The organism is Hydrogenophaga sp. SL48 (assembly GCF_021729865.1).
Classification (GTDB): domain Bacteria; phylum Pseudomonadota; class Gammaproteobacteria; order Burkholderiales; family Burkholderiaceae_C; genus Hydrogenophaga.
This window is the reverse complement of the sequence record NZ_CP063400.1, coordinates 770,927-793,441: the sequence shown is the minus strand read 5'-3', so window position 1 is coordinate 793,441 and position 22,515 is coordinate 770,927. Positions and strand designations below refer to the sequence as shown.

Genomic DNA, 22,515 nt, shown 5'->3' with positions numbered 1-22,515 from the left:
CAAGGCACCGCCCCATGGCCGAAGCCGAGGACGTGATCACCGACGTGGCCCGGCACGCCACCGTCTTCACGCAGGCGCTGTGGCGGCGGCACCGCTCCAACGCGCCCGCCAAACCCATGACCCTGCTGGTGGACGTGGCGCCGCGGCTGGGCCTGCTGATCGAGGCGGTGTTCGGCACCCCCTACCGCTTGCGCACGGCGCAAACGCCGGCCCGCCCCACCCTGCTCGCCCAGGCGTTCCAGCGCGAAGCCTTCCCACGCGCGCGCGCGGCGCTGCCCGCCACCGATGGCGAGTGCATCTGGTTGCCACCCGACACCGGCCTCGCGGACGCCACGCTGGCCCTGGACCGCTTTCGCACCCTGGCCCTGGTGCAGGCCATGCGGGCGAGCCGGGGCAGCGCCACCGGCCCGGGTCCCGGTGCCTCGCCGCTGGTGCTCGACCTCTACCTGCTGATCGAGGCCGTGGCGGCCGACGCCGCGCTGGCGCGGCTGTTGCCCGGCATGGCGAAGTCCTTGAACCACCTGCGCAGCGGCGCGCTCGCGGCCCGCCCGCCGCTGGCGCAATTCCCCGCGTCGCGCCGCCCGCTGGAGGCCTTGGCGCGCGCCTGGATGGCGCAGCCCTGCGACCAGCCGAACGCGCACGCCCCCCTCGGCGCGCCGCCCGACAGCTCGGGCCGCGCCGCTCACCGCATGGCGGTCGACATGGCGCGCGACCTCGCCAACGCCGGGCGCCTGGGGCCATCGCCCCTGTTCCGCGACAGCTGGACCGGCGATCTGCGCCCGCCCGGCGGAACCACGGGCTCGGCGCTGGCGGGCCATGACGCGGCCGACAACGCCGCCACCCGCGCGCCGCGCAGCGCGCGCCTCACGCGCCGCCCCGAGGTGCGCGAAGGCGCCGAGCAGGAAGAAGACCAGACGCCGGGCGCGTGGATGATCCCGCCCGACGCGCCGCACGAACAGGCCGAAGACCCGTTCGGTTTGCAGCGGCCCACCGATCGAGACCAGTCGGCGGGGGCCGACGAGTTCGCCGACCTGGTCTCGGAGCTGGCGCAGGCGCGGCTGGTCTGGACGCCGGGCCAGGCCCCGGAGGTGCTGCTCTCCGACGACCCTCCGGCCGTGCGCCCCCGACACACCAGCGCCGCCGCGCCAGACGCCCCGCAGACCTTCTGCTACCCCGAGTGGGACTGGCGGACAGCGGCCTACCGCCACCCCGGCGCCACGGTGCGGCTGCGTGAGGCACCGGCCGGCGCACAGCGCTGGGTGGACGACACCCTGGCCGCGCACCGCGCGCTGCTCGGCGCCATCCGCCAGCGCTTCGCGGCCCTGCGCCCCCAACGCATGCTGCGACGCCGCCAGACCGACGGCGACGACATCGACCTCGAAGCCTGCGTGGAAGGCCTGGCCAACCTGCGCGCCGGCTGGCCCATGGCCGACGACCTGTATTGCTCGCAACAGCGCACGCGCCGCGACATGGCCATCCTGATCCTCATCGACGTCAGCGGCTCCACCGACGGCTGGATCTCGAACAACCGCCGGGTGATCGACGTCGAGCGCGAGGCCCTGCTGCTGGTGTGCATCGCCCTCGGGGCGATGGGCGAACCCTTCGCGGTGCAGGCCTTCTCGGGCAACGGGCCCGCCTCGGTGAGCCTCTGGGACATCAAGCGCTTCGACGAGCCCTACAGCTCCGCCGTGGCGCTGCGCATCGCGGCCCTCGAACCCGATCAGTACACGCGCACCGGCGCCGCCCTGCGCCACGCCAGCGCCACGCTCATGCGCGAAGACGCCACGCACCGGCTGCTGCTGCTCCTGTCCGACGGCAAACCCAACGACAACGATGTCTACGAAGGCCGCTACGGCATCGAAGACACCCGCCAGGCCGTGACCGAAGCCCGGCTGCAGGGCATCTCGCCGTTCTGCCTGGCCGTGGACCGGCAGGCCGCGAGCTACCTGCCCGCCGTGTTTGGTGCCCAGCACCACGCCTTGCTGCAGACGCCAACCTCGTTGCCCACCGTGCTGCTCGACTGGATGCAGCGGCTGGTGAAGTCATGAGCCTTCTTTTTTTTGAAAGCCCCCATGCACACCTTCAAGATCTACCGCTACGACCCGGACCTCGATACCAAGCCGTACATGCAGACGCTGGAGATCGACGTCCACCCCGGCGATCGCATGCTGCTCGACGTGCTCATGCGACTCAAGGCCCTGGACCCGAGCCTGTCGTTTCGCCGCTCCTGCCGCGAAGGCATCTGCGGCTCCGACGCCATGAACATCAACGGCAAGAACGGCCTGGCCTGCATCACCAACATGAAGTCCCTGCCGCGCGTGGTGACGCTCAAACCCTTGCCGGGCCTGCCGGTGATCCGCGACCTGATCGTCGACATGACCGGGTTCTTCAAGCAGTACCACTCGATCAGGCCCTACCTCATCAACGAAGCGCCCGCCCCGGAGCGGGAGCGCCTGCAGTCCACCGAGCAGCGCGAAGAGCTCAACGGGCTGTACGAATGCATCCTGTGTGCGTGCTGCTCATCGGCGTGCCCGAGCTTCTGGTGGAACCCGGACAAATACGTCGGGCCGGCCGGCCTGTTGCAGGCCTACCGCTTTCTCGTCGACAGCCGCGACACGGCCACCGCCGAGCGGCTGGACAACCTGAACGACCCCTACCGCCTGTTCCGTTGTTACGCCATCCTGAACTGCGTGGACGTGTGCCCCAAGGGCCTGCTGCCCGCAGGGGCCATCAGCAAGATCAAGGAGATGATGGTTCGACGAACCATTTAGCCAGTGGCCGCAGCGCTGGCGGTGGGGTGCCCGACCCGCGCCACCCACCGTGCGGTCCACCAGCGTCTGACCGCTCAGGTGCTCAGCGTGTCCATCGCCTGCCAGGCCGCCTTGCGGCTGGTGCCCGCATCGCGCGCAGCCTGCGAGATGGAGCCCGTCTCGGCCACGCGGCGCAACACCTCCAGGCGCTTGTCGCTGGTGGCGTGGCCCAGGGCTTCGGAGAGGGCGGCGTGGAGGGATGGCAAGGTCACTTCGCGGACTTGCCGCAGTGGGCCAACTCAAACGAAGTTGACCCTCATGGAACGGCTACTTGTAGAGGATCGCAACGCCAGTCGCCCATCGCTTCATTCCGAATGGCACTTGGATCATTCCTTCCTCCATAAGAATCACTGCAGTTGCACCAAGTGGAGCCGACTTGGCGCGAATGGCGTTGTGCATCTTGGCAGATTCAGTCGCGTCAAAGCCGGTAACTGTGACAGTACCCAACTCCTCATAGGTGCGGGTTGGACGGGTCTTGAGGATTTCAACACTGTTCGGGTCGGTGGGCGCGTATGCACCTTTCCCTGTCTTGGTTACATCAACAGATGCACACGCTCCAATCAGAAGCGCAAATGAGAGGGAGGCCAGAGAGATCAGTCGTTTCATTTATGTTCCTCAGTTAATCAAACTTGATGGCGGTAGCGGCTATTCGAGTGTAGGTCGTCGAGTAACGGTCTTCGCTCGCCCATTGCTCACTTCGACTGTAGTTGCCACCAAGTAGCGACACGATCACGGCGTCAGCCCCAATAGCAGCAGCTTTTTTTTGCATGTCCTTCGGGCTTTCGCCACGGGACTGAAAATCAGCGAGTACTTGATAGGCTCTGGTTGGCGGCGCCCACAGGACAACGACCGAGTCGGGCTCCTTCGGCGGGTACTTTTCAGCCGAGTAATAGCGATTGGCCACATCGCTTGCGCAAGCCACCAATGTGCATGCAAGGAAGGGCAGGGCCAATTTTCGGAAGGTATTTAGGTGCGTCTGTCGATGGTAGTTGATAGACCGACTACACCGGCTACACTCGCTATTCCGTTTTGGGATAGCGAATCTCCACCGTCGTGTCCCGCTCCGATCCGAGGTACCCATGCGCCTGCCCTTCCGCCCCCTCGCCGTCCTGCTCTTCGCCGCACTCGCCCACACCGCCACCCACGCCGCCGAAGCCCAGGTCGCCGTTGCCGCCAACTTCGCCGAGCCCATCAAAGCCATCGCCGCCGTGTTGGAGAAAACCACCGGCCACACACTGAAGGTTTCGACCGGCGCCTCGGGGGCGATCTACACGCAGATCCGCAACGGGGCGCCCTTTGATGTGTTCCTCTCGGCCGACCATCAGCGGCCCGAGCTCCTGGAGAAAGACGGGCTGGCGCAGCCGGGCACGCGCTTCACCTACGCCACCGGCCAGCTGGTGTTGTGGTCGGCCAAGGCGGGCCGGGTGGACGCGAAGGGCGAGGTGCTGAAGGCGGCCGACCTGGGCAAGGTGGCCTACGCCAACCCCAAGACCGCCCCCTACGGCGCGGCGGCCGTGCAGGTGATGGAGCGACTGGGCCTGGGCACGGCGCTCGCGCCGAAGCTGGTGCAGGGCGAGAGCATCGGCCAGACCTTCGGCTTCGTGAAGACCGGCAACGCCGATGTGGGCTTTGTGGCGATGTCGCAGGTGCTGCTGGGCGGGAGGTTGAAGGAGGGCTCGATGTGGGTGGTGCCGCCGGCGCTGCACGACCCGATCCGGCAGGACGCGGTGGTGCTCAAGCGCGGCGAAAGCAATGAGGCGGCGCAGGCACTGATCAAGCTGCTGCAGAGCCCGAACATCAAAGACCTGATCCGCTCCTATGGCTACGGGGTTTGAGGCTGTGCTGCTGACCCCGAGCGACCTTCAGGCGATCTGGCTGACCCTTCAGGTCGCCGGGCTGACGACGCTGATCCTGTTGCTGCTGGGCACGCCGCTGGCCTGGTGGCTGGCGCGTTTGCGGCGCTGGTGGGTGAAGCCGGTGGGGGCGCTGGTGGCGCTGCCGCTGGTGTTGCCGCCGTCGGTGCTGGGCTTCTATCTGCTGGTCACGCTGGGGCCGCAAGGGCCGCTGGGCCAGGCGATGCTGGCGCTGGGCCTGCCCACCCTGCCCTTCACCTTTGCCGGGCTGGTGGTGGGCTCGGTGTTCTATTCGCTGCCGTTCATGGTGCAGCCGGTGCTGAGCAGCATGCAGGCGCTGGGTGAGCGCCCGCTGGAGGCGGCGGCCAGCCTGCGCGCCTCACCGCTGGACACGTTTTTCAATGTGGTGCTGCCGCTGTGCAAGCCCGGCCTGATCACAGGAACCATCATGAGCTTTGCCCACACGGTGGGCGAGTTTGGCGTGGTGCTGATGGTGGGCGGCAACATCCCGGGCGTGACGCGCGTGGTGTCGGTGCAGATCTACGACCACGTGGAGGCGCTCGAATACGCCGACGCGCACCGCCTCGCCGCCGTGATGCTGGGCTTTGCCTTTGTGGTGCTGCTGGCGCTGCAGCTCTACAACGGGCGCGGGCGCTCTGAGTCTGCGAACGGGGGGCGCGCATGAGCGCAGCGCCGGGCCGTTCCCAAGCCAGCTCACACCGCAGCCCGCAGGGCGAAGGTGGTCCAGTAAGCGGGGATGCCCTGCAACTGACGGCGCATTTGCAGCACCCCGGCTTCACGCTGAACGTGAGCCTGGAGCTGCCCGCCCATGGCATCACCGTGCTCTTCGGCCCCTCGGGCAGCGGCAAGACGAGTTGCCTGCGCGTGCTTGCCGGGCTGGAGCCGGCGGCGCGCGCCCGCGTGGTGGTGGGCGACCAGGTGTGGCAAGACAGCGAGCGCGGCCTCTTCGTGCCGGTGCACCGCCGGGCCGTGGGTTATGTCTTTCAGGAGGCCAGCCTGTTTGGGCACCTCACGGTGGAGGGCAACCTGCGTTTCGGTTTTGACCGCACGCCCGCGGCCGAGCGCCGTCACGGCTGGGACCACGGCCTGGATCTGCTGGGCATCCGCCACCTGCTGAGCCGCCGGCCCCACGAGCTCTCGGGCGGCGAACGCCAGCGCGTGGCCATCGCCCGCGCCTTGGCCGCGAGCCCGCGCGTGCTGCTGATGGACGAGCCGCTGGCGGCGCTGGACGCGGCGCGCAAGGCCGAGATACTGCCGTGGCTGGAGCAACTGCACGAGGCGCTGGACCTGCCCGTGGTGTACGTCACGCACTCGGTGGACGAGGTGGCGCGGCTGGCCGACCACGTGGTGTTGCTGGAGCAGGGCCAGATGCTGGCGCAGGGGCCGGTGATCGAGCTCATGACCCGCGCCGACCTGCCGCTGGCGCACGGCGACAGCGCGGGCGCGCTGGTGGAAGCCATGACTTGCGGGCTGCACAGCAAGAGCGGTTTGTGCGAGCTGCGCTTTGACGGCGGCACGCTGCTGCTGCCGCAGACGCGGGCCACGCCGCTGCCCGAGCGCACGCCGGTGCGCGTGCGCATCCAGGCGCGGGACGTGAGCCTGTCGCTGATCAAGCCGGAGCAGACCAGCGTGCTCAACATCCTGCCCGCCACGGTGAGCGAGGTGAGCGAAGACGGCCCGGGCCAGGTGCTGGTGGGTCTGCGTCTGGGGCAAGGCACGCGCCTGCTCTCGCGCATCAGCCGGCTCTCGTGCGAGCGGCTGGGCATCGCGCCCGGACTGCCGGTGTATGTGCAGATCAAGGGCGTGGCAATGGTGCGTTGAGCGCCAGGCGCTAGAAGCGGTCGGGCCTGAAGGGTTCGAGCGGAATCGACGGAGCGTGCCCCGCCAGCAACTCGGCCACCAGTTGCCCGGTGGCGCCGCTCTGCGTCAGGCCCAGGTGCCCGTGCCCGAAGGCGTAGACCACCTGCCGACTGGCCCTGGCGTGCCCGATGACGGGCAGCGAGTCGGGCAGCGAGGGGCGGTAGCCCATCCACTGCGTGCCGCCCTCGGTGCGCAGCCCCGGCAGCAGGCGCGCGGCCTTCTCCAGCATGTGGGCCGACCGCTTGAAGTTGGGCGGCAGCTTGAGCCCGCCCAGCTCCACCGCACCACCGACCCGGATGCCGGTCGACAGCGGCGTGACCACAAAACCATGGGCGCCAAAGATGATCTGGCGCTGGAGGTCGAACGCCCCGGGCGGCAGCGTGGTGTTGTAGCCGCGCTCGGTTTCCAGCGGGATGGCATCGCCCAGCTGGGCCGCGAGGTGGCGCGACCACGCGCCGGTGGCGATCACGGCCTGCTTCGCGCGGACGGCGCTGCCTTGCGCGAGCTGCAGCTCCACACCGCCATCGCCCACAGCGATGGACCGCACCTCCGCCTGGCGCCAGGCGGTGCCCGCCTGCATCACATGGCGCCCCAGCGCCGAAGCCACCTCAAACGGGTCGCTCACGGTCTCCCAGTGCGGCACGAAGGTGCCCGCGATGATGGAACTGGCGAGGCCCGGTTGCAGCGCCCGTAGCCGCTCGCCTTTCACGTGCTCGAAGGCGATGCCCGCCTCGGCGCGCAGCTGCCAGCCCGGGAGGCTGGAGCGGAACTCGGCATCGCTTTCATAGACCTGCAAGGAGCCGTCCTGGCGGATCATGTGCGAGGCCTTCGCGCGGGCCAGCATGGCGTGAAACGCGGGGGCGGCCAGCCGCATCAGCTGCGTCTGCGCCTGCAGGCTCGCGCGGTAGGCCGAAGGCCGGCTGGCCAGGCCAAAACGCAGCAGCCAGGGCACCATCTGGAGCGCGTAACCAGGACGGATGGCCAGCGGCCCCAGCGGATCGAGCAGCCAGCGCGGCGCTTGCCGCAGGATGCGCGGCGAGGCCAGGGGAAGGATGTCGGAAAAGGCCAGCGCGCCGGCGTTCTGGGCGCTGGTTTCCAGCGCAATGCCCTTGCGGTCGATCAGCAGCACCGAACGGCCCTGGGCCACCAGGTGCATCGCCACCGAGAGGCCGATGATGCCGGCGCCCACCACCGCCACGTCGGCGCTGTCGGGCTCGGGGTGGATGGAGAATGTCATGCGCGAGGCGACGTCAGGCCAGCGCCGCGCGGAACGCCGCCGGCAGCAGGGGATCGGCCGGGTCGGCGATCAGCCGCGCTTCCGCCGTGACGTAGGCGCGGCCGGTGATGCTGGGGATGACGCCGTGTTCCGTGGGCAGGTAGCTGGCCTCGAAGCGGCTGCCGATCACGCTTTCCTGCACCCAGGTGTCGCCCGGCTGGAGCTTGCCGGCCGCGGCCAGGCAGGCCAGCTTGGCGCTGGTGCCGGTGCCGCAAGGAGAGCGGTCGTAGGCACCGCCGGGGCACAGCACGAAGTTGCGGCTGTGTGCGTCGGCGGCCACCGCGGGGCCGAAGAACTCGATGTGGTCGATCTCGGCACCGTTGCGCCCGGTGATGCCGTCGCGCACCAGCGTCATCTTCACAGCCTCGGCCTGGCGGGTGAGCTCGCCGATGTGCTGCAGCGTCAGCTCGCAGGGCGTGCTGTGGCACAGGAAGAACCAGTTGCCGCCCCAGGCGACGTCGCCCACGATGCGCCCCAGGCCGGGCACGTCGATCTCGACCTCACGCCGGAACACATGGCTCTCGACGTTCTGGATCGTCACTTCGTTGGCGGACCGGAGGTCCACGCTCACCACGCCGACCGGTGTCTCGAAGCGGTGCACGCCGGGCGCGATGCGTCCCATGTGGGCGAGCGTGACGGCGGCGCCGATGGTGCCGTGGCCGCACATGCCCAGGTAGCCGGTGTTGTTGAAGAAGATCAGGCCGGCGGCGCAGCTGGTGTCCACCGGTTCGCACAACAAGGCGCCGACCACCGCGTCGTAGCCGCGCGGTTCGTTCGCCGCCAGCACGCGGTAGTGGTCGAAGTCGCGGGCAAAGAGGGCCTTGCGTTCGCTCAAGGAGCCGTTGCCCAGCGCTGGCCCACCGGCCACGACCAGGCGCGTGGGCTCGCCCTCGGTGTGGGAGTCGATGACCTGCATTTCAATGCGTGTCATGTTCAGGCCTTTCCCGGCCAGCTGGCGTACCAGCGCTTGAAGAGCTCGAACTGGGCCGTGGCGTAGTTCCGCTGGCTGTCGGACAGCGCATCGGTGGGGTTGAAGTGCAGGGCATATTCCGCGTGGCCCTGCAGCACCATGAGGTGCTTGAAGTACAGCACCAGGTCCACGCCTTCGTCAAACGACGACAGCACCCCCAGCGCCGCTTCCAGCTCTGGCGCGCGCTGGCGGGCCAGCACGTCACCGCTGGCCGCCTGCTCGCACAGGGCCACCAGTTGCAGCACCTCTTTGGGCAGCACGTTGCCGATGCCGGTGATGGCGCCCTTGGCGCCGCAGTTGACGAAGCCGTGGAACACCTGCGTGTCCACGCCCACCATCAGCGTCACGCCCGCATCGCGCGAGGTGATGTGCTCCGCCGCGTAACGCAAGGACGCCGCGCCGCCGAACTCCTTGAAGCCGATCAGGTGGGGGAAGCGAGAGCGCAGCTCGAAGAACAAGTCGGCCTTGGTTTCGTAGCCGTAGTAGGGGCTGTTGTAGATCACGCTGGGCAGGTCGACCGCGGCGGTCAGGATGTCGGTGAAGTGGGCGCGCTGGGCCGCCGCCGAGTTGCCGCGCGACAGCACGCGGGGGATGATCATCAGCCCCTTGGCGCCGCAAGCCTTGGCGTGGGCGGCCAGCGCGCTGGCGCGGGCGGTGTTCTGCGCCCCGGTGCCCACGATCACGGGCAGGCCGGCGCGGGTCAGGCGCTCGACGCCGTCCATGCGCTGCTCGTCACTCAGCAGGGGCCAGTCGCCCATCGAGCCGCAGTACACCAGGGCCGACATGCCCGCGCCAATCAGGTCGCGGCCGGTCTGGACCAGGGCATCGAAGTCCGGTTGCCGGTCGGGCGTGCAAGGGGTCATCAAGGCGGGGATCGTGCCGCTGAAAATGCTGCTGCTCATGGGTGGGCGCTCCGTTCAAGTGACTGTTAAGCTGCCGGCAGTCTCGCAGTTTGGGCGCGCCACGTCTTGTCGGAAAGTGGGGTGCCGACTGGGGAAATTGCACAAACGGTCGGGCCTGAATGCCATGGATGTTTCACTGCCAGCGCCCCTGTCACCAGGGCTCCTGATTGCCCACGGGTTGTTCCGGGGCGACCTGCTGTTCGACCACGTGCCCGACACCGTGTTCTTTCTGAAGGACATGCAGGGGCGCTACACGGCGGTCAACCACACGCTGGTCCAGCGCTGCGGCTTCGAGCACAAGGCGGAGCTGATCGGCCAGACGGCGGAGCAGGTGTTCCCGCTTCCGCTGGGGTCGGGGTTTTCGCAGCAGGACCAGCGCATCCTGCAAGGCGGCCCTGCGATCAGTGGTCAGCTGGAGCTGCACCTGTACGGCAACCGGCAACCGGGCTGGTGTCTCACCTGGAAGGTCGCGGTCACCGACCCGCAAGGCCGCATCGTCGGGCTGGCCGGTCTGTCGCGCGACATCCAGCAGCACATGGGCTCAACGAAAGAGGCGTCTGCGGTGTCGCGCGTGATCGATCACGTCGCGCGGCACCTGGATTCACCCCTGCCGCTGGATGAACTTGCCGCCCTGGCCGGCCTGTCGGTGTTTCAGCTGGACCAGCGCATCCGGGGCCTGTTTGGTGTGACGGCGGGTCAGTACGTGCTTCGGGCACGCATCGAGCGGGCGTGCGATCTCTTGCGCCACTCGCGTGAGCCGATCAGCGAGATTGCCCTGGCGTGTGGCTACGCGGACCAGGCCTCGTTCACACGCCAGTTCCGCAAGTCAGTTGGCCTCACGCCCTCGGCTTACCGGGGCATGAGGGCTTGAAGCAAATTCAGCGGGACGCGGCGGTGGCGTTCGGGAAGAACAGCTGCTCGCCGCCGATCTTGTAGTCGGCAATGACCTTCTGGCCGGCGGCGCCGGTGACCCAGTCGACGAACTTCTGGCCGTCGGCGGTTTTCACCTGCGGGTGCTTGGCGGCGCTCACGAGCATCACGCCGTACTGGTTGAACAGGCGCTTGTCGCCTTCGACCAGCACCACCATGTCGGCGCGGTTCTTGAAGTTGAGCCAGGTGCCGCGGTCGGCCAGCACATACGCGCCGCTGCTGGCGCCGATGTTGAGGGCGGGGCCCATGCCGCAGCCGCATTCTTTGTAGCCGCTGCCCTTGTTGGCGTCCGCGTCGGTCATCTTCCAGAAGCGCAGCTCGGCCGCGTGCGTGCCGCTCTTGTCGCCGCGTGAGATGAAGGGCGCGTTGGCGGTGGCGACTTTCTTGAGCGCGGCCACGATGTCGTTGCCTTTGGTGGCGGCCGGGTCGGCCTTGGGGCCGATCAGCACGAAGTCGTTGTACATGACCTCCTGGCGTTTCGCGGCAAAGCCGTCGGCCACAAATTTTTCTTCGGCCACTTTGTCGTGCACGAACAGCACGTCGGCGTCACCACGGCGCGCCATGTCGATGGCCTGGCCGGTGCCCAGCGCCACCACCTTCACATCGATGTTGGTCGCCTTCTTGAACTCGGGCAGCAAGTAACCAAACAGGCCCGACTGCTCGGTGGACGTGGTGGAGGCGACGACGATGCTGCTCTGAGCGGACGCGGCGGCAACGCCCAGCAGGCTGACCGACACGATGAGGGCCTTCAGGCCCGAAGCAGCCCAGCCCAGGGCACCGCCGGGCCGGCTTTGCCGGACGGCCAGTGCCGCCCCCTTGAGGGGGTCGCGCGCAGCGCGGCGGGGGTGATTCAAATTCATTGTGTTTCTCCTTTGACGAACAGGTGGGCCTGGGGACAGTGCGCCTCCAGGAAGGCGTGGTTGAAAAAATCGTTCACGGGCAGGTCGGCCAGCAGTTGCCCCTGCTCCAGGTAGATCACGCGGCTGGCCAGGCGCTTGACCTGGCCGAGGTTGTGGCTGGCGAACACCAGCGTGGGCGGCAGGCGGTGCGGGGGCGGCGCCTCGTCGCTGAAGTCGGCGATCAGCGCCTCCACGTCGCGCTTGGCGTGCGGGTCCAGGCTGGCGGTGGGCTCGTCGAGCAGCCACACGTCGGGCTGCAGGGCCCAGGCGCGCGCCAGCGCCACGCGCTGCTGCTGCCCGCCCGAGAGCGCGCGGCCGTTGCGCTCCGCCAGATGGAGCAGGTCCACGCGGGCCAGCGCCCGCTGCGCCCGCTCGCGCGTCTGCCCCCAGGGCACGCCGCTGAGCCACAGACCGAGTTGCAGGTTGCGCCGCACCGACATGCGCAGCATGTGCGGGCGTTGAAAGAGCATGGCGATGCGCGAGGCCTGCGGCACCTCCCGCTCGCCCGAGGCAATGGGCAGCAGGCCGTGCAGCGCGCGCAGCAGGGTGCTCTTGCCACAGCCGTTGGGGCCGACCAGCGCGACGCGCTCGCCAGCCTGGATGGACAGCGTGATCTTGCGCAGCGCCTCCACCTGCGCGGCCGGGCCGAGGCTCACGTGCACCGCTTTGAGCGCGAGCACGACTGGCTTGTGGGCGATGTCGCTGGCGGTTGGACCGACGCCGGGTTGCTCGATCCTCATGTGGTGGCCATCCGAAGATCGCCACCGTCGAGGTGTTCGCGCCAGCGGCGCAGCAGCGCCACCAGGCTGTTGAGCAGCAGCACCACGGCCAGCAGCACGAGGCCCAGGCCGAGCGCGAGCGGCAGGTCGCCCTTGCTGGTTTCGAGCGCGATGGCGGTCGTCATGACGCGGGTGAAGCCGTCGATGTTGCCGCCGACGATCATCACCGCGCCCACCTCGGACACGGCCCGTCCGAAGGCGGTGATCAGCACCGTGAGCAGCGCATAACGCTCGTCCCAGGCCATGAGCAGGCTGCGCATGCCCAGCCTCGCGCCGAGCGAGGTGAGCTGTTCGCCGTGGTCGCGGTCGGTGTCTTCCACCACCTGGCGCGTGAGCGCGGTCACCAGCGGCAACACCAGAATGGCCTGCGCCAGCACCATGGCCTGAAAGCTGAACAGCCAGCCCAGAAAACCCAGGGGGCCCGTGCGCGACAGCAGCAGGTAGATCACCAGGCCCACGACCACCGAGGGAATGGCGAGGAAGGTGTTGAGCAAGGTCAACACGACCGAGCGGCCGGGGAAACGCGCCACGGCGAGCCAGGCGCCGAGCAGCAGGCCGATGCTGCAGGCCAGCAGGCAGGCGGTGGCGCTCACCGCGAGCGAGCGCGTGACGATGGCCCAGAGCGCGGCGTCGCCGTCCAGAATGAGTTGCAGCGCGGTGGCAGCGCTATCGGAAAAGGTGTTCATACGCTGCGCCGCAGCATAAGCGCACAAACGGCCTTTGAGAGTACGTGGCAACTCGGTATGAAATGGCGTGCATAGGGGTAGAGCCCAGCCCTTGCGGGGCTGAGGCACACTTGCCGCCCATGAGACGCATCGAGATGTCCTACTCGCTCAGTGCCGAGCGACCCGAACGGCCCAACGGCCCGGCCCTGCTGCGCAACACCATGATGGACGTGCTGCAGGCGGTGCGCGCGCACGGGTCCATCTCGGCCGCGGCGCGCCAGCTGGGGCTGTCGTACCGCCACGTGTGGGGTCAGCTCAAAGACTGGGAGACCCAGCTCGGTCACGAACTGATCGTGTGGGAACGGGGCCAGGCGGCGCAGCTGTCGCCCTTTGGGCAACGGTTGCTGATGGCCGAGCGTCTGGCGCAGGCGCGGCTGGGGCCGCAGGTGGAGGCCTTGCGCGCCGAGCTGGAGCGCGCGTTTTCACGAGCCTTCGAGACCACCTCGCCCGGCCCGGCCAGCGAGCTGCTCACGCTCTATGCCAGCCACGACCACGCGCTGATCGAGCTGCAGGAACTCGCTGCCGCTTTGCCCTCAACCCCGACCGAAGACCAGCGCCTGCACCTCGACATCCGTTTCACCGGCAGCGTGGACGCGATCCGTGCGCTCAACGAAGGGCGTTGCCTGCTGGCCGGTTTTCACACCCAGCCCTTTGCCGACGCGAGCAGCCTGAGCGCGCGCACCTACCGTCCGCTGCTCAAGCCCGGCACCCACAAGATCATCGGGTTCGCGCGGCGCTCGCAAGGGCTGATGGTGGCGCCCGGCAACCCTTTGCGGCTGCGCGACATGGAAGACGTGGCGCAACACAGCGCGCGCTTCGTCAACCGGGCGCGCGGCACAGGCACGCGGCTGCTGCTGGAAGAGTTGCTGACCCAACGCGGTCTCGACCCCAAGGCCATTCAGGGCTTTGACCGCGTGGAGTCGTCGCATGCCGCGGTGGCGCACGCGGTGGCCAGCGGCGACGCCGACGTGGGACTGGGCACCGAGTACGCCGCGCGCAGCCAGGGCCTGGGCTTCGTGCCCTTGACCGAAGAACGTTACCTGCTGGTGTGCTTGAAGTCCGCCCTGGAACAACCGGCCGTGCAACGGCTGCTGGCCTTGCTGCGCAGCGCGCGCTGGCAGTCACACCTCAACCACCTGCCCGGCTACGCCGCCGATCACAGCGGGGAGGTGGCTGCGATGAAGCGGCTGCTGCCTTGGTGGCGGTAGAACCCGCCAGGACAGGTTCGATCACGCACCTCGCGTGCCAAGGTGTGCGCGCTCAGGCCGCAGCGCTTGAGTGAAGCGGTCGGCGCGGTGCGCCGACTGCCCTGCGATGCTCGCGGCCGTGGCCCGTCGCCAAACTCGCTGCGTTCGCTTCGCTCTCTCCGCTCAGACATGGCGACGAGTCAGATGACGAAGCGCGCTGCGCGCGCGGCCACGACCCCTGCGCTTCTCGGCGCCTCACATGGCGCGCTACGGCCTGAGCGCACACACCTTGGCAGAAAAGGGGTTGACGCACCACCGCTGGAATACCCAAACGTTTGTCGCTGCGGCAGGCGCTGCCCGGTGGGGGCGATTTTCCGGGGTGGCTGTGTCCGCCCGTCTGGGGCCGGGCGCGCAAGTGCGCGCCTCAAAGACTGACTCACGGCCACTGTCTGAACGGAGAGAGCGAAGCGAACGCAGAGAGTTTGGCCGCGCCGGCCCCAGACGGGCGGACACAGCGAAGTCGGCGCAGCCGACCACCCCGGATGAGCCCCCACCGGGCAGCGCCTGCCGCAGCCGCGAGGTGCTGCACGCTGCACCTGAAGAACGACGCTCCAAACACCCCACAAAACCACCAACTCAAAAGGCTTCCTTCTCCGCCTCCAAGTAAGCCAGGCTGGTGTACTTCCCAATGTTGCTGTCAAACCCGGCCATGGCCTTGGCGCGGCTGGCAACGCGGGGGTCTTTCATCACCAGCGTCTTCGCACCATCGAGCGGGATGCCGTCTTTCACCGCCTGCACGCTGGGCTCCCAGATGCCCCTCATGAACGTGCCATAGGTGTCCAGCAAGTCCTTGCTGCCGCGACCATGGCCTGGCAACCAGAGCTGATCGCCGGCCGCCTTCTTGAGCGCGTCGTAGTACCTGAACGTGCCAGGGTAAGAGCCGTCGTCGATGTTGGCGATGCGGTTCTCCATCGCGACGTCGCCGACGTAGGTGAGCTTGTCCTGCACGACCTCGAAACACAGGTCAGACGGCGTGTGCGCCTTGCCGTAGTGGTGCAGCTTGATCTGCACATCGCCGTAGTCGAACACCTGCCCATGTTCCACCGTCTGGTTGGGCGCGACCACCTTGGTGCCCAGCGTGGCCTGGTTGGTCCAGCGCTCCATCAGGCTGCGCCAGAGGTTGCCTTCATGGCCGGCGATCTGCTCGCGCGTGAACGCCAGCGAGTGGATGGGCAGATCCTTGCCGTAGGCATCGGCGAAGGCCTGGTTGCCGAGCCAATGGTCGCCGTGGTAGTGGCTGTTGAAGACCGCGATCACAGGCTGGGGCGTCACCGTCTTGATCATGCGGATCGCCATCTGGCCGATCTGCAGCGAAGCGCCACTGTCCAGCACCACCACACCCTTTTTCGTGACCACGAAAATGATGCTGGCCATCAGGCCCTGGTTCTCCTGCGTGGGAAAGCCTTCTTTCGCGTAGACCATCCAGACGTGGGGCGAGAGTTGTTCGGGCTTCACGTCCGGCACCGGCGGCCCTTCGATGAACTCCTGAACCTGCTGGGCAAACAAGCGCACCTCGGGCACCAGCGCCAGGCCGATACCGCCTGCCCCCAGGCCCGCCGCCCCACGCAGCCAGCGGCGGCGCGACCAGGCGGAATCGAGCGGGGCTGTTTCTCCGGCAGCGGCCGGACGTTCAATGGCGGGGCGTTTCATGGTGTCTCCTCGGTCATCCAACAATAAGCATGCAATTATTGTTGGATGATACGACCGCCTTCCGGGGTGCACAAGGCACCGGGAGACCCACTGTCAGACCGCCTTGGCGGGCTCTGCAGCAGTGGAAACAGGCAGACGCCGAGCGATCTCGGCCACGAGTTGCCGTGCCAGCGACAGCTTGGACGCCCGGGGCAGCTCGGTGTGGCCCTGTTCGTCGACCAGCAGCAAGGCGTTGTCGTCCTGCCCGAAGGTGTCAGGGCCGATGTTGCCCACCAGCAGCGGCACCCCCTTGCGCAGCCGCTTGGCCTGGGCGTGGGCGAGCAGGTCCTGGCTCTCGGCCGCAAAGCCCACGCAGTACAGGGTCTGGCTGAGCGCGCGCGGGCTCTTCGCGATACCGGCGAGGATGTCGGGGTTCTCCACGAAGGACAGGGTTGGCACATGGCCCGAACCGTCCTTCTTGATTTTCTGCACCGCCGTCTCGGCCGGGCGCCAGTCGGCGACGGCGGCGGCCGACACGAACACGGTGGCCGTCTGGCTCAGCACATTCAGCGTCTTCTGCATGTTCAGCGCCGACTTCACATTGATCCGCCCCACGCCACGCGGCGTGGGCAGGTTCACGGGACCGGCCACCAGCGTCACGTGGGCGCCGGCCTCATGCGCCGCACGCGCGATGGCAAAGCCCATCTTCCCGCTCGACAGGTTGGTGAGCCCACGCACCGGGTCGATGGACTCGAAGGTCGGGCCGGCGCTCACCAGCACCTGCTGGCCGGTCAGCAGCTTGGGGGTGAAGAAGCGCACGACCTCGTACAGCAGCTCGTCGGGTTCGAGCATGCGTCCGTCACCGGTTTCACCACAGGCCTGGTCGCCCGCGCCGACGTCCAGCACCGTCGTGCCGTCCTCGCGCAGCTGCGCCACGTTGCGCACCGTGGCCGGGTGCGCCCACATCTCGCGATTCATCGCCGGGGCCAGGATCAGCGGCACCGTGTCGATCGGGCGCGCGAGGCACATGAGGCTGAGCAGCTCGTCCGCACGGCCATGCAGCAGCTTGGCCATGAAGTCGGCGCTGGCGGGCGCCACGACGATGGCGTCGGCCTCCCGGCTGAGGTTGATGTGCGCCATGTTGTTGTCCACCCCACCCGAAGTGCGCTGGTCCCACTGGGAAGTGAACACCGGGCGACCCGACAAGGCCTGCATGGTCACCGGGGTGATGAACTGGGTGGCGGCGTCGGTCATGACCACCTGCACGGTGGCCCCGGCCTTGATCAGCGAGCGGCAGAATTCGGCCGCTTTGTAGCAGGCGATGCCGCCCGAAAGGCCCAGGACGATGTGTTTTCCGGCGAGGTCGTTCATGGGCGCAATGTAGCAGTTTGAAACCTGATCCCTCATCCCTTTCGGTGCGAAGCCATAATCGCCCGGTCACCTCTTTTCACACCCACACACCATGCGCATCTCCGGCCACCTGAACCTTTTCGCCTCGCTCTCTCTGGTGGCCGCCCTGGCGGGTTGCGGGGGCGGATCGGACGATGCGGCCGACACCGGTCCGGCACCCACAGGGGGCGCCTTGGCCAATCTCTGGTTTGCCGACAGCGACAGCTACCACCCGCTGGACAAACTCAAGCCGGACGGTTCTTTCTACACCGGCACCGAAGCCGACTTCGGTGCACAGAACCCCGCCTACGCGGCGAACACCGCCACCCAGTCGCGCTGGGCCATCGACACCTCGGCGGTGCCACCGGAGGGCAAGACCCTGAGCTACTCGTTCAAGGTCGAGGGCGTGAACGCCTCGGAGAGCGCGGCCAGGGCGCTCACGGCCAACCTGAAGATCAACACCGCCACCGGTCTGATCACCCAGTCGTGCAAAGGCTTCCCCGAGTGTTACGACAACACCTCGTCGGCCGACGAGGACTTTCTGGTCACCGTGACCGCCCAGGCGGACGGTGGCGGCCCGCTGGTGCGCAATTTCCTGCTCCGCGTTCGCCGCAACAACTGAGCGAGCACCGGCCCGAGTGCCGGTCACCCGGCGCCGCGCCGGGTGGGGCCGAAAAAGAGCGCCCTTTATAATCGCCATTTCCACCTCCTGCGAGCGAACGGCTCGCCCGAGACATGACCAAATTTGTGTTCGTCACCGGCGGTGTGGTGTCCTCCCTGGGCAAGGGCATTGCTTCTGCTTCCCTGGCTGCGATCCTCGAATCGCGCGGCCTCAACGTCACCCTCATCAAGCTCGACCCGTACATCAACGTGGATCCGGGCACCATGTCGCCCTTCCAGCACGGCGAAGTCTTCGTCACCGACGACGGCGCCGAAACCGACCTGGACCTCGGTCACTATGAGCGTTTCATCGAAACGCGCATGAAAAAGACCAACAACTTCACCACCGGCAAGATCTACCAGTCGGTGCTGGAGAAGGAGCGCCGCGGCGACTACCTCGGCAAGACGGTGCAGGTCATCCCGCACGTCACCAACGAAATCCAGGAATTCATCAAGCGCGGCGCCGGCATCGGCACACCCGACGCGGTGGACGTGGCGATCGTCGAAATCGGTGGCACGGTGGGCGACATCGAGTCTCTGCCCTTCCTCGAAGCGGTGCGCCAGATGAGCCTGCGCATGGGCCCGAACAACACCGCCTTCGTGCACCTGACCTACCTGCCGTGGATCGCCGCCGCCGGTGAGCTGAAGACCAAGCCGACGCAGCACACGGTGCAGAAGCTGCGCGAGATCGGCATCCAGGCCGACGCCCTGCTCTGCCGCGCCGACCGCCGCATCCCGGAAGAAGAGCGCGCCAAGATTTCGCTGTTCACCAACGTGCCCGAATGGGGCGTGATCAGCATGTGGGACGTGGACACCATCTACAAGGTGCCGCGCATGCTGCACGAGCAGGGCCTGGACGGCCTGATCTGCGACAAGCTGCGCCTGAACACGCCGCCCACCAGCCTCAAGCGCTGGGACGAGCTGGTGCACGAGACCGAACACCCGCAAGGCGAGGTCAGGATCGCCATGGTCGGCAAGTACGTTGACCTGTCCGACAGCTACAAGTCGGTCAATGAAGCGCTGCGCCACGCCGGCATGCGCAACCACGTGCGCGTGACCATCGACCACCTGGACTCCGAAACCATGGAAGGCGCTGACGCGGCTGAAAAGCTCGCCCAGTACGACGCCATCCTGGTGCCCGGTGGCTTCGGCCAGCGGGGCGTGGAAGGCAAGATCAACACCGCCCGCTTCGCCCGCGAACACAAGGTGCCCTACCTCGGCATCTGCCTGGGCATGCAGGTCGCGACCATCGAATACGCGCGCCACGTGGCGGGCCTGAAAAACGCCAACAGCACCGAGTTCGACCCGGCCACGCCGCACCCGGTGATCGCGCTGATCACCGAGTGGAAAGACGCCGACGGCAGCATCCAGACGCGCGATGCCAGCTCCGACCTCGGCGGCACCATGCGCCTGGGCGCACAGAGTTCCGACGTGGCCAAGGACACCCTGGCCCACAGCATCTATGGCGACGTGGTGACCGAGCGCCACCGGCACCGCTACGAAGCCAACGTCAACTACCTGGACCAGCTGCGCAAGGCCGGCCTGGTGATCTCGGCGCTGACGCAACGCGAGCAGCTGACCGAAATCGTCGAGCTGCCCAAGGCGGTGCACCCCTGGTTCATCGGCGTGCAGTTCCACCCCGAGTTCAAGTCCACCCCCTGGAACGGCCACCCGCTGTTCAACGCCTTCATCAAGGCGGCGGTGGAACAACACGGCCGCCAGAAACTCAAGGCCGTGGCCTGAAAGGCTGAGCTCTCATGCCCATGAAACTCTGCGGATTCGACGTCGGCCTGGACCAGCGTTTCTTCCTGATCGCCGGCACCTGCTCGATCGAAGGGCTGCAAATGTCCCTCGACGTCGCCGGCCAGCTCAAGGAAGCCTGCACCGCGTTGGGCATCCCGCTGATCTACAAGGGCTCGTTCGACAAGGCCAACCGGTCCTCGGGCACCAGCCAGCGCGGCGTCGGCATCGAGGCCGGTCTGAAGATCCTCGATGAGGTGCGCCGCCAGCTTCAGTTGCCCGTCCTGACCGATGTGCACGACGCGTCGCACGTGGCCGAGGTTGCCAGCGTGGTCGACGTGCTGCAGACCCCCGCCTTTCTGTGCCGCCAGACCGATTTCATCCGCGCCGTGGCCCAGTCGGGCAAGCCGGTGAACATCAAGAAGGGCCAGTTCCTCGCGCCCTGGGACATGAAGAACGTGATCGACAAGGCCCGCGCGGCTGCGAAGGACGCCGGGCTGTCGGAAGACCGGTTCCTGGCCTGCGAACGCGGCGTGAGCTTTGGCTACAACAACCTCGTCGCCGACATGACCAGCCTGGCCGAGATGCGCAATTCCGGCGCACCGGTGGTGTTCGACGTGACCCACTCTGTGCAGAAGCCGGGGGGCCTGGGTGCCGTCAGCGGCGGTGCCCGCGAGATGGTGCCGGTGCTGGCCCGCGCAGGCGTGGCCGCAGGGGTCGCGGGTCTGTTCATGGAAACGCACCCAAAGCCTGCTGAGGCATGGTCGGATGGCCCGAATGCCGTGCCGCTCAAACACATGAAAGCGCTGCTGGAAACGCTGGTGGCGCTCGATTCCGTCACCAAAACAAATCCTCTGTTGGAGAACAACTTCCAATGAGTGCGTACATCATTGCGGACGTCACCGTCACCAACGAAGAGCAGATGAAGCTCTACCGCGAGTGGAGCACCCGCGCCATGCAGGAATTCGGCGCCGAGGTCGTGGTGCGCGGTGGCCGTGTGGAGCCACTGGAAGGTGACTGGAACCCGCAACGGGTGGTGGTGTTGAAATTCAAGGACATCGCCACCGCACAGGCCTACTACCGCTCCGAAACGTATTCCCATGCGCGCAAGCTGCGCGAGGGCGCGGGTTCGATCCGCATGTTTGCTGTAGAGGGCGCCTGAGCGTCCTTGTCTTTTTTGTTTTGTTGATCCAAAGGTTGAAAACATGAGTGCAATCGTTGATATCGTCGGCCGCGAAGTGCTGGACAGCCGTGGCAACCCCACCGTCGAATGCGACGTGCTGCTGGAGAGCGGCGTCATGGGCCGCGCGGCCGTGCCATCGGGCGCCTCCACCGGCTCGCGCGAAGCCATCGAGCTGCGCGACGGCGACAAGAGCCGTTACCTGGGCAAGGGCGTGCTCAAGGCCGTGGAAAACATCAACACCGAAATCAGCGAAGCCGTGCTGGGCCTCGACGCTTCCGAGCAGGCCTTTCTGGACAAGACCCTGATCGACCTCGACGGCACCGAGAACAAGGGCCGCCTGGGCGCCAACGCCATGCTGGCCGTGTCGATGGCCGTGGCCCGCGCCGCCGCCGAAGAAGCCGGCCTGCCGCTGTACCGCTACTTCGGTGGCATGAGCGCGGTGCAGATGCCTGTGCCGATGATGAACATCATCAACGGCGGCGCACACGCCAACAACTCGCTCGACCTGCAAGAGCTGATGATCATCCCCGTGGGCGCACCGAGCTTCCGCGAAGCCCTGCGCTGGGGCGCCGAGGTGTTCCACGCCCTGAAGGCCATCCTGCACGACAAACACATCAGCACCGCCGTGGGCGACGAAGGCGGCTTCGCCCCCTCGGTCGAGAACCACGAAGCCGCGCTGCAGCTGATCCTGCAGGCCATTGACAAGGCCGGCTACACCGCCGGCGAACAGATCGCCCTGGGCCTGGACTGCGCCGCCAGCGAGTTTTACAAGGACGGCAAGTACGTGCTCGAAGGCGAAGGTGGCATCGCCCTCTCCGCCGAGCAGTGGACCGACATGCTGGCCACCTGGGTCGACAAGTACCCCATCATCTCCATCGAAGACGGCATGGCCGAAGGCGACTGGGACGGCTGGAAAGTGCTCACCGAACGCCTGGGCAAAAAGGTTCAGCTGGTGGGCGACGACCTGTTCGTCACCAACACCAAGATCCTGAAAGAAGGCATCGACAAGGACATCGCGAACTCGATCCTGATCAAAATCAACCAGATCGGCACCCTGACCGAAACGTTTGCCGCCATTGAAATGGCCAAGCGCGCCGGCTACACCGCCGTGATCTCGCACCGCTCGGGCGAGACCGAAGACAGCACGATCTCCGACATCGCCGTGGGCACCAACGCCGGCCAGATCAAGACCGGTTCGCTGTCGCGCTCGGACCGCATGGCCAAGTACAACCAGCTGCTGCGCATCGAAGAAGACCTGGGCGATGTGGCCGTGTACCCAGGCCGTGCCGCCTTTTACAACCTGAAGTGATTCCGGTGCAGCCGCGCGGGTGGCTGTGCCGATAATTCCTCACCATGGCGAATCGCTTCATCCCCGGCCTGCTGATCACGCTGCTGCTCGTGCTCCACGCGCAACTGTGGTTTGGCCGGGGCAGCGTGCCGAAGGTGAACCGCATGAAAACCGAGCTGTCGGTACTGAACTTGGTGAATCGCGAAGCGCAGCAGCGCAACGACCGCCTCGCCAACGAGGTACGCGACTTGCAGGAAGGCCTGGGCATGATCGAAGAACTCGCCAGGCAGGATCTGGGCATGGTCCGGCCCAACGAAATTTTCGTCCAGATCGCTCACGGCAAGCCCTGAGCGC

24 protein-coding genes are annotated in these 22,515 nt (G+C 67.3%); 13 read left to right on the top strand and 11 right to left on the bottom strand.

The window, feature by feature from the left end; genetic code table 11:
- Positions 1-14 precede the first annotated feature (14 nt).
- Both IM738_RS03820 and IM738_RS03815 read left to right on the top strand, forming a co-directional pair.
- Positions 15-2,048, top strand: coding sequence for a nitric oxide reductase activation protein NorD (locus IM738_RS03820; protein ID WP_236964574.1), 2,034 nt, complete (start codon positions 15-17; stop codon positions 2,046-2,048).
- A gap of 24 nt (positions 2,049-2,072) precedes the next feature.
- Positions 2,073-2,771, top strand: a complete 699-nt coding sequence (locus IM738_RS03815) for a succinate dehydrogenase iron-sulfur subunit (protein ID WP_236964573.1) — start codon at positions 2,073-2,075, stop codon at positions 2,769-2,771.
- Positions 2,772-2,845: 74 nt separating this feature from the next.
- Here IM738_RS03815 and IM738_RS03810 read toward each other — a convergent pair whose 3' ends face one another.
- The 3 genes from IM738_RS03810 to IM738_RS03800 form a co-directional block, all read right to left on the bottom strand.
- Positions 2,846-3,016: a LysR family transcriptional regulator gene (locus tag IM738_RS03810; protein ID WP_236964572.1), complete on the bottom strand. Its 171-nt coding sequence runs from the start codon at positions 3,014-3,016 to the stop codon at positions 2,846-2,848.
- Positions 3,017-3,077: 61 nt separating this feature from the next.
- Complete coding sequence (locus IM738_RS03805; protein WP_236964571.1) at positions 3,078-3,416, bottom strand: hypothetical protein; 339 nt, start codon at positions 3,414-3,416, stop codon at positions 3,078-3,080.
- A gap of 13 nt (positions 3,417-3,429) precedes the next feature.
- The gene (locus tag IM738_RS03800; RefSeq protein ID WP_236964570.1) at positions 3,430-3,762 is read right to left on the bottom strand and encodes a hypothetical protein; all 333 of its coding nucleotides are present in this window, start codon (positions 3,760-3,762) and stop codon (positions 3,430-3,432) included.
- A 127-nt stretch (positions 3,763-3,889) separates the two neighbouring features.
- Here IM738_RS03800 and modA point away from each other — a divergent pair, with 127 nt between their 5' ends.
- The 3 genes from modA to modC are packed head-to-tail and all read left to right on the top strand — an operon-like array spanning position 3,890 to position 6,505.
- A complete protein-coding gene (gene modA / locus IM738_RS03795) occupies positions 3,890-4,645 on the top strand; it encodes a molybdate ABC transporter substrate-binding protein (protein WP_236964569.1) in 756 nt (251 codons plus the stop codon).
- Positions 4,629-5,348 carry a molybdate ABC transporter permease subunit gene (gene modB, locus IM738_RS03790; protein ID WP_442908484.1) on the top strand — a complete coding sequence of 240 codons (720 nt, stop codon included), beginning with the start codon at positions 4,629-4,631 and terminating at the stop codon, positions 5,346-5,348. Before modA ends, modB begins: the two co-directional genes overlap by 17 nt.
- Positions 5,345-6,505: a molybdenum ABC transporter ATP-binding protein gene (modC, locus tag IM738_RS03785; protein ID WP_236964567.1), complete on the top strand. Its 1,161-nt coding sequence runs from the start codon at positions 5,345-5,347 to the stop codon at positions 6,503-6,505. Before modB ends, modC begins: the two co-directional genes overlap by 4 nt.
- 10 nt (positions 6,506-6,515) lie before the next feature.
- Here modC and IM738_RS03780 read toward each other — a convergent pair whose 3' ends face one another.
- From IM738_RS03780 to IM738_RS03770, 3 genes are read right to left on the bottom strand one after another with little or no spacing between them, the layout of a single operon-like run.
- The gene (locus IM738_RS03780; protein ID WP_236964566.1) at positions 6,516-7,781 is read right to left on the bottom strand and encodes an NAD(P)/FAD-dependent oxidoreductase; all 1,266 of its coding nucleotides are present in this window, start codon (positions 7,779-7,781) and stop codon (positions 6,516-6,518) included.
- 13 nt (positions 7,782-7,794) lie between these two features.
- Entirely contained in the window at positions 7,795-8,751 is a 957-nt protein-coding gene (locus IM738_RS03775) for a 4-hydroxyproline epimerase (protein WP_272907776.1), read from the bottom strand.
- Between the two features lie 2 nt (positions 8,752-8,753).
- Positions 8,754-9,692 (bottom strand): dihydrodipicolinate synthase family protein, encoded by a 939-nt coding sequence (locus IM738_RS03770; protein WP_236964565.1) that lies wholly within the window; start codon positions 9,690-9,692, stop codon positions 8,754-8,756.
- Positions 9,693-9,816: 124 nt separating this feature from the next.
- Here IM738_RS03770 and IM738_RS03765 point away from each other — a divergent pair, with 124 nt between their 5' ends.
- A complete protein-coding gene (locus IM738_RS03765; RefSeq protein WP_236964564.1) occupies positions 9,817-10,563 on the top strand; it encodes an AraC family transcriptional regulator in 747 nt (248 codons plus the stop codon).
- A gap of 7 nt (positions 10,564-10,570) precedes the next feature.
- Here IM738_RS03765 and IM738_RS03760 read toward each other — a convergent pair whose 3' ends face one another.
- The 3 genes from IM738_RS03760 to IM738_RS03750 are packed head-to-tail and all read right to left on the bottom strand — an operon-like array spanning position 10,571 to position 12,986.
- Positions 10,571-11,482, bottom strand: a complete 912-nt coding sequence (locus IM738_RS03760) for an extracellular solute-binding protein (protein ID WP_236964563.1) — start codon at positions 11,480-11,482, stop codon at positions 10,571-10,573.
- Positions 11,479-12,261 (bottom strand): ABC transporter ATP-binding protein, encoded by a 783-nt coding sequence (locus IM738_RS03755; protein ID WP_236964562.1) that lies wholly within the window; start codon positions 12,259-12,261, stop codon positions 11,479-11,481. The genes IM738_RS03760 and IM738_RS03755 overlap by 4 nt, the downstream gene beginning before the upstream one ends.
- The gene (locus IM738_RS03750) at positions 12,258-12,986 is read right to left on the bottom strand and encodes an ABC transporter permease (RefSeq protein ID WP_236964561.1); all 729 of its coding nucleotides are present in this window, start codon (positions 12,984-12,986) and stop codon (positions 12,258-12,260) included. Before IM738_RS03750 ends, IM738_RS03755 begins: the two co-directional genes overlap by 4 nt.
- A 119-nt stretch (positions 12,987-13,105) precedes the next feature.
- Here IM738_RS03750 and IM738_RS03745 point away from each other — a divergent pair, with 119 nt between their 5' ends.
- Positions 13,106-14,233: a substrate-binding domain-containing protein gene (locus tag IM738_RS03745; RefSeq protein WP_236964560.1), complete on the top strand. Its 1,128-nt coding sequence runs from the start codon at positions 13,106-13,108 to the stop codon at positions 14,231-14,233.
- Between the two features lie 615 nt (positions 14,234-14,848).
- On the opposite strand, the gene IM738_RS03740 is transcribed toward IM738_RS03745, so the two are convergent.
- Together IM738_RS03740 and coaBC are read right to left on the bottom strand one after the other, a co-directional pair.
- Positions 14,849-15,922: an MBL fold metallo-hydrolase gene (locus IM738_RS03740; RefSeq protein ID WP_236964559.1), complete on the bottom strand. Its 1,074-nt coding sequence runs from the start codon at positions 15,920-15,922 to the stop codon at positions 14,849-14,851.
- Positions 15,923-16,015: 93 nt separating this feature from the next.
- On the bottom strand, positions 16,016-17,272 hold the full coding sequence (coaBC, locus tag IM738_RS03735) for a bifunctional phosphopantothenoylcysteine decarboxylase/phosphopantothenate--cysteine ligase CoaBC (RefSeq protein ID WP_236964558.1): 1,257 nt from the start codon (positions 17,270-17,272) through the stop codon (positions 16,016-16,018).
- A gap of 91 nt (positions 17,273-17,363) precedes the next feature.
- Here coaBC and IM738_RS03730 point away from each other — a divergent pair, with 91 nt between their 5' ends.
- From IM738_RS03730 to IM738_RS03705, 6 genes are all read left to right on the top strand, one after another.
- Positions 17,364-17,912, top strand: coding sequence for a hypothetical protein (locus IM738_RS03730; protein WP_236964557.1), 549 nt, complete (start codon positions 17,364-17,366; stop codon positions 17,910-17,912).
- Between the two features lie 113 nt (positions 17,913-18,025).
- Positions 18,026-19,693: a CTP synthase gene (locus IM738_RS03725; RefSeq protein WP_236964556.1), complete on the top strand. Its 1,668-nt coding sequence runs from the start codon at positions 18,026-18,028 to the stop codon at positions 19,691-19,693.
- 20 nt (positions 19,694-19,713) lie between these two features.
- A complete protein-coding gene (kdsA, locus tag IM738_RS03720) occupies positions 19,714-20,568 on the top strand; it encodes a 3-deoxy-8-phosphooctulonate synthase (RefSeq protein ID WP_236966454.1) in 855 nt (284 codons plus the stop codon).
- The gene (locus IM738_RS03715) at positions 20,565-20,852 is read left to right on the top strand and encodes a DUF1330 domain-containing protein (protein ID WP_236964555.1); all 288 of its coding nucleotides are present in this window, start codon (positions 20,565-20,567) and stop codon (positions 20,850-20,852) included. Before kdsA ends, IM738_RS03715 begins: the two co-directional genes overlap by 4 nt.
- 43 nt (positions 20,853-20,895) lie before the next feature.
- Entirely contained in the window at positions 20,896-22,182 is a 1,287-nt protein-coding gene (eno, locus tag IM738_RS03710; RefSeq protein WP_236964554.1) for a phosphopyruvate hydratase, read from the top strand.
- Positions 22,183-22,226: 44 nt separating this feature from the next.
- A complete protein-coding gene (locus tag IM738_RS03705) occupies positions 22,227-22,511 on the top strand; it encodes a septum formation initiator family protein (protein ID WP_236964553.1) in 285 nt (94 codons plus the stop codon).
- Positions 22,512-22,515: the final 4 nt, after the last annotated feature.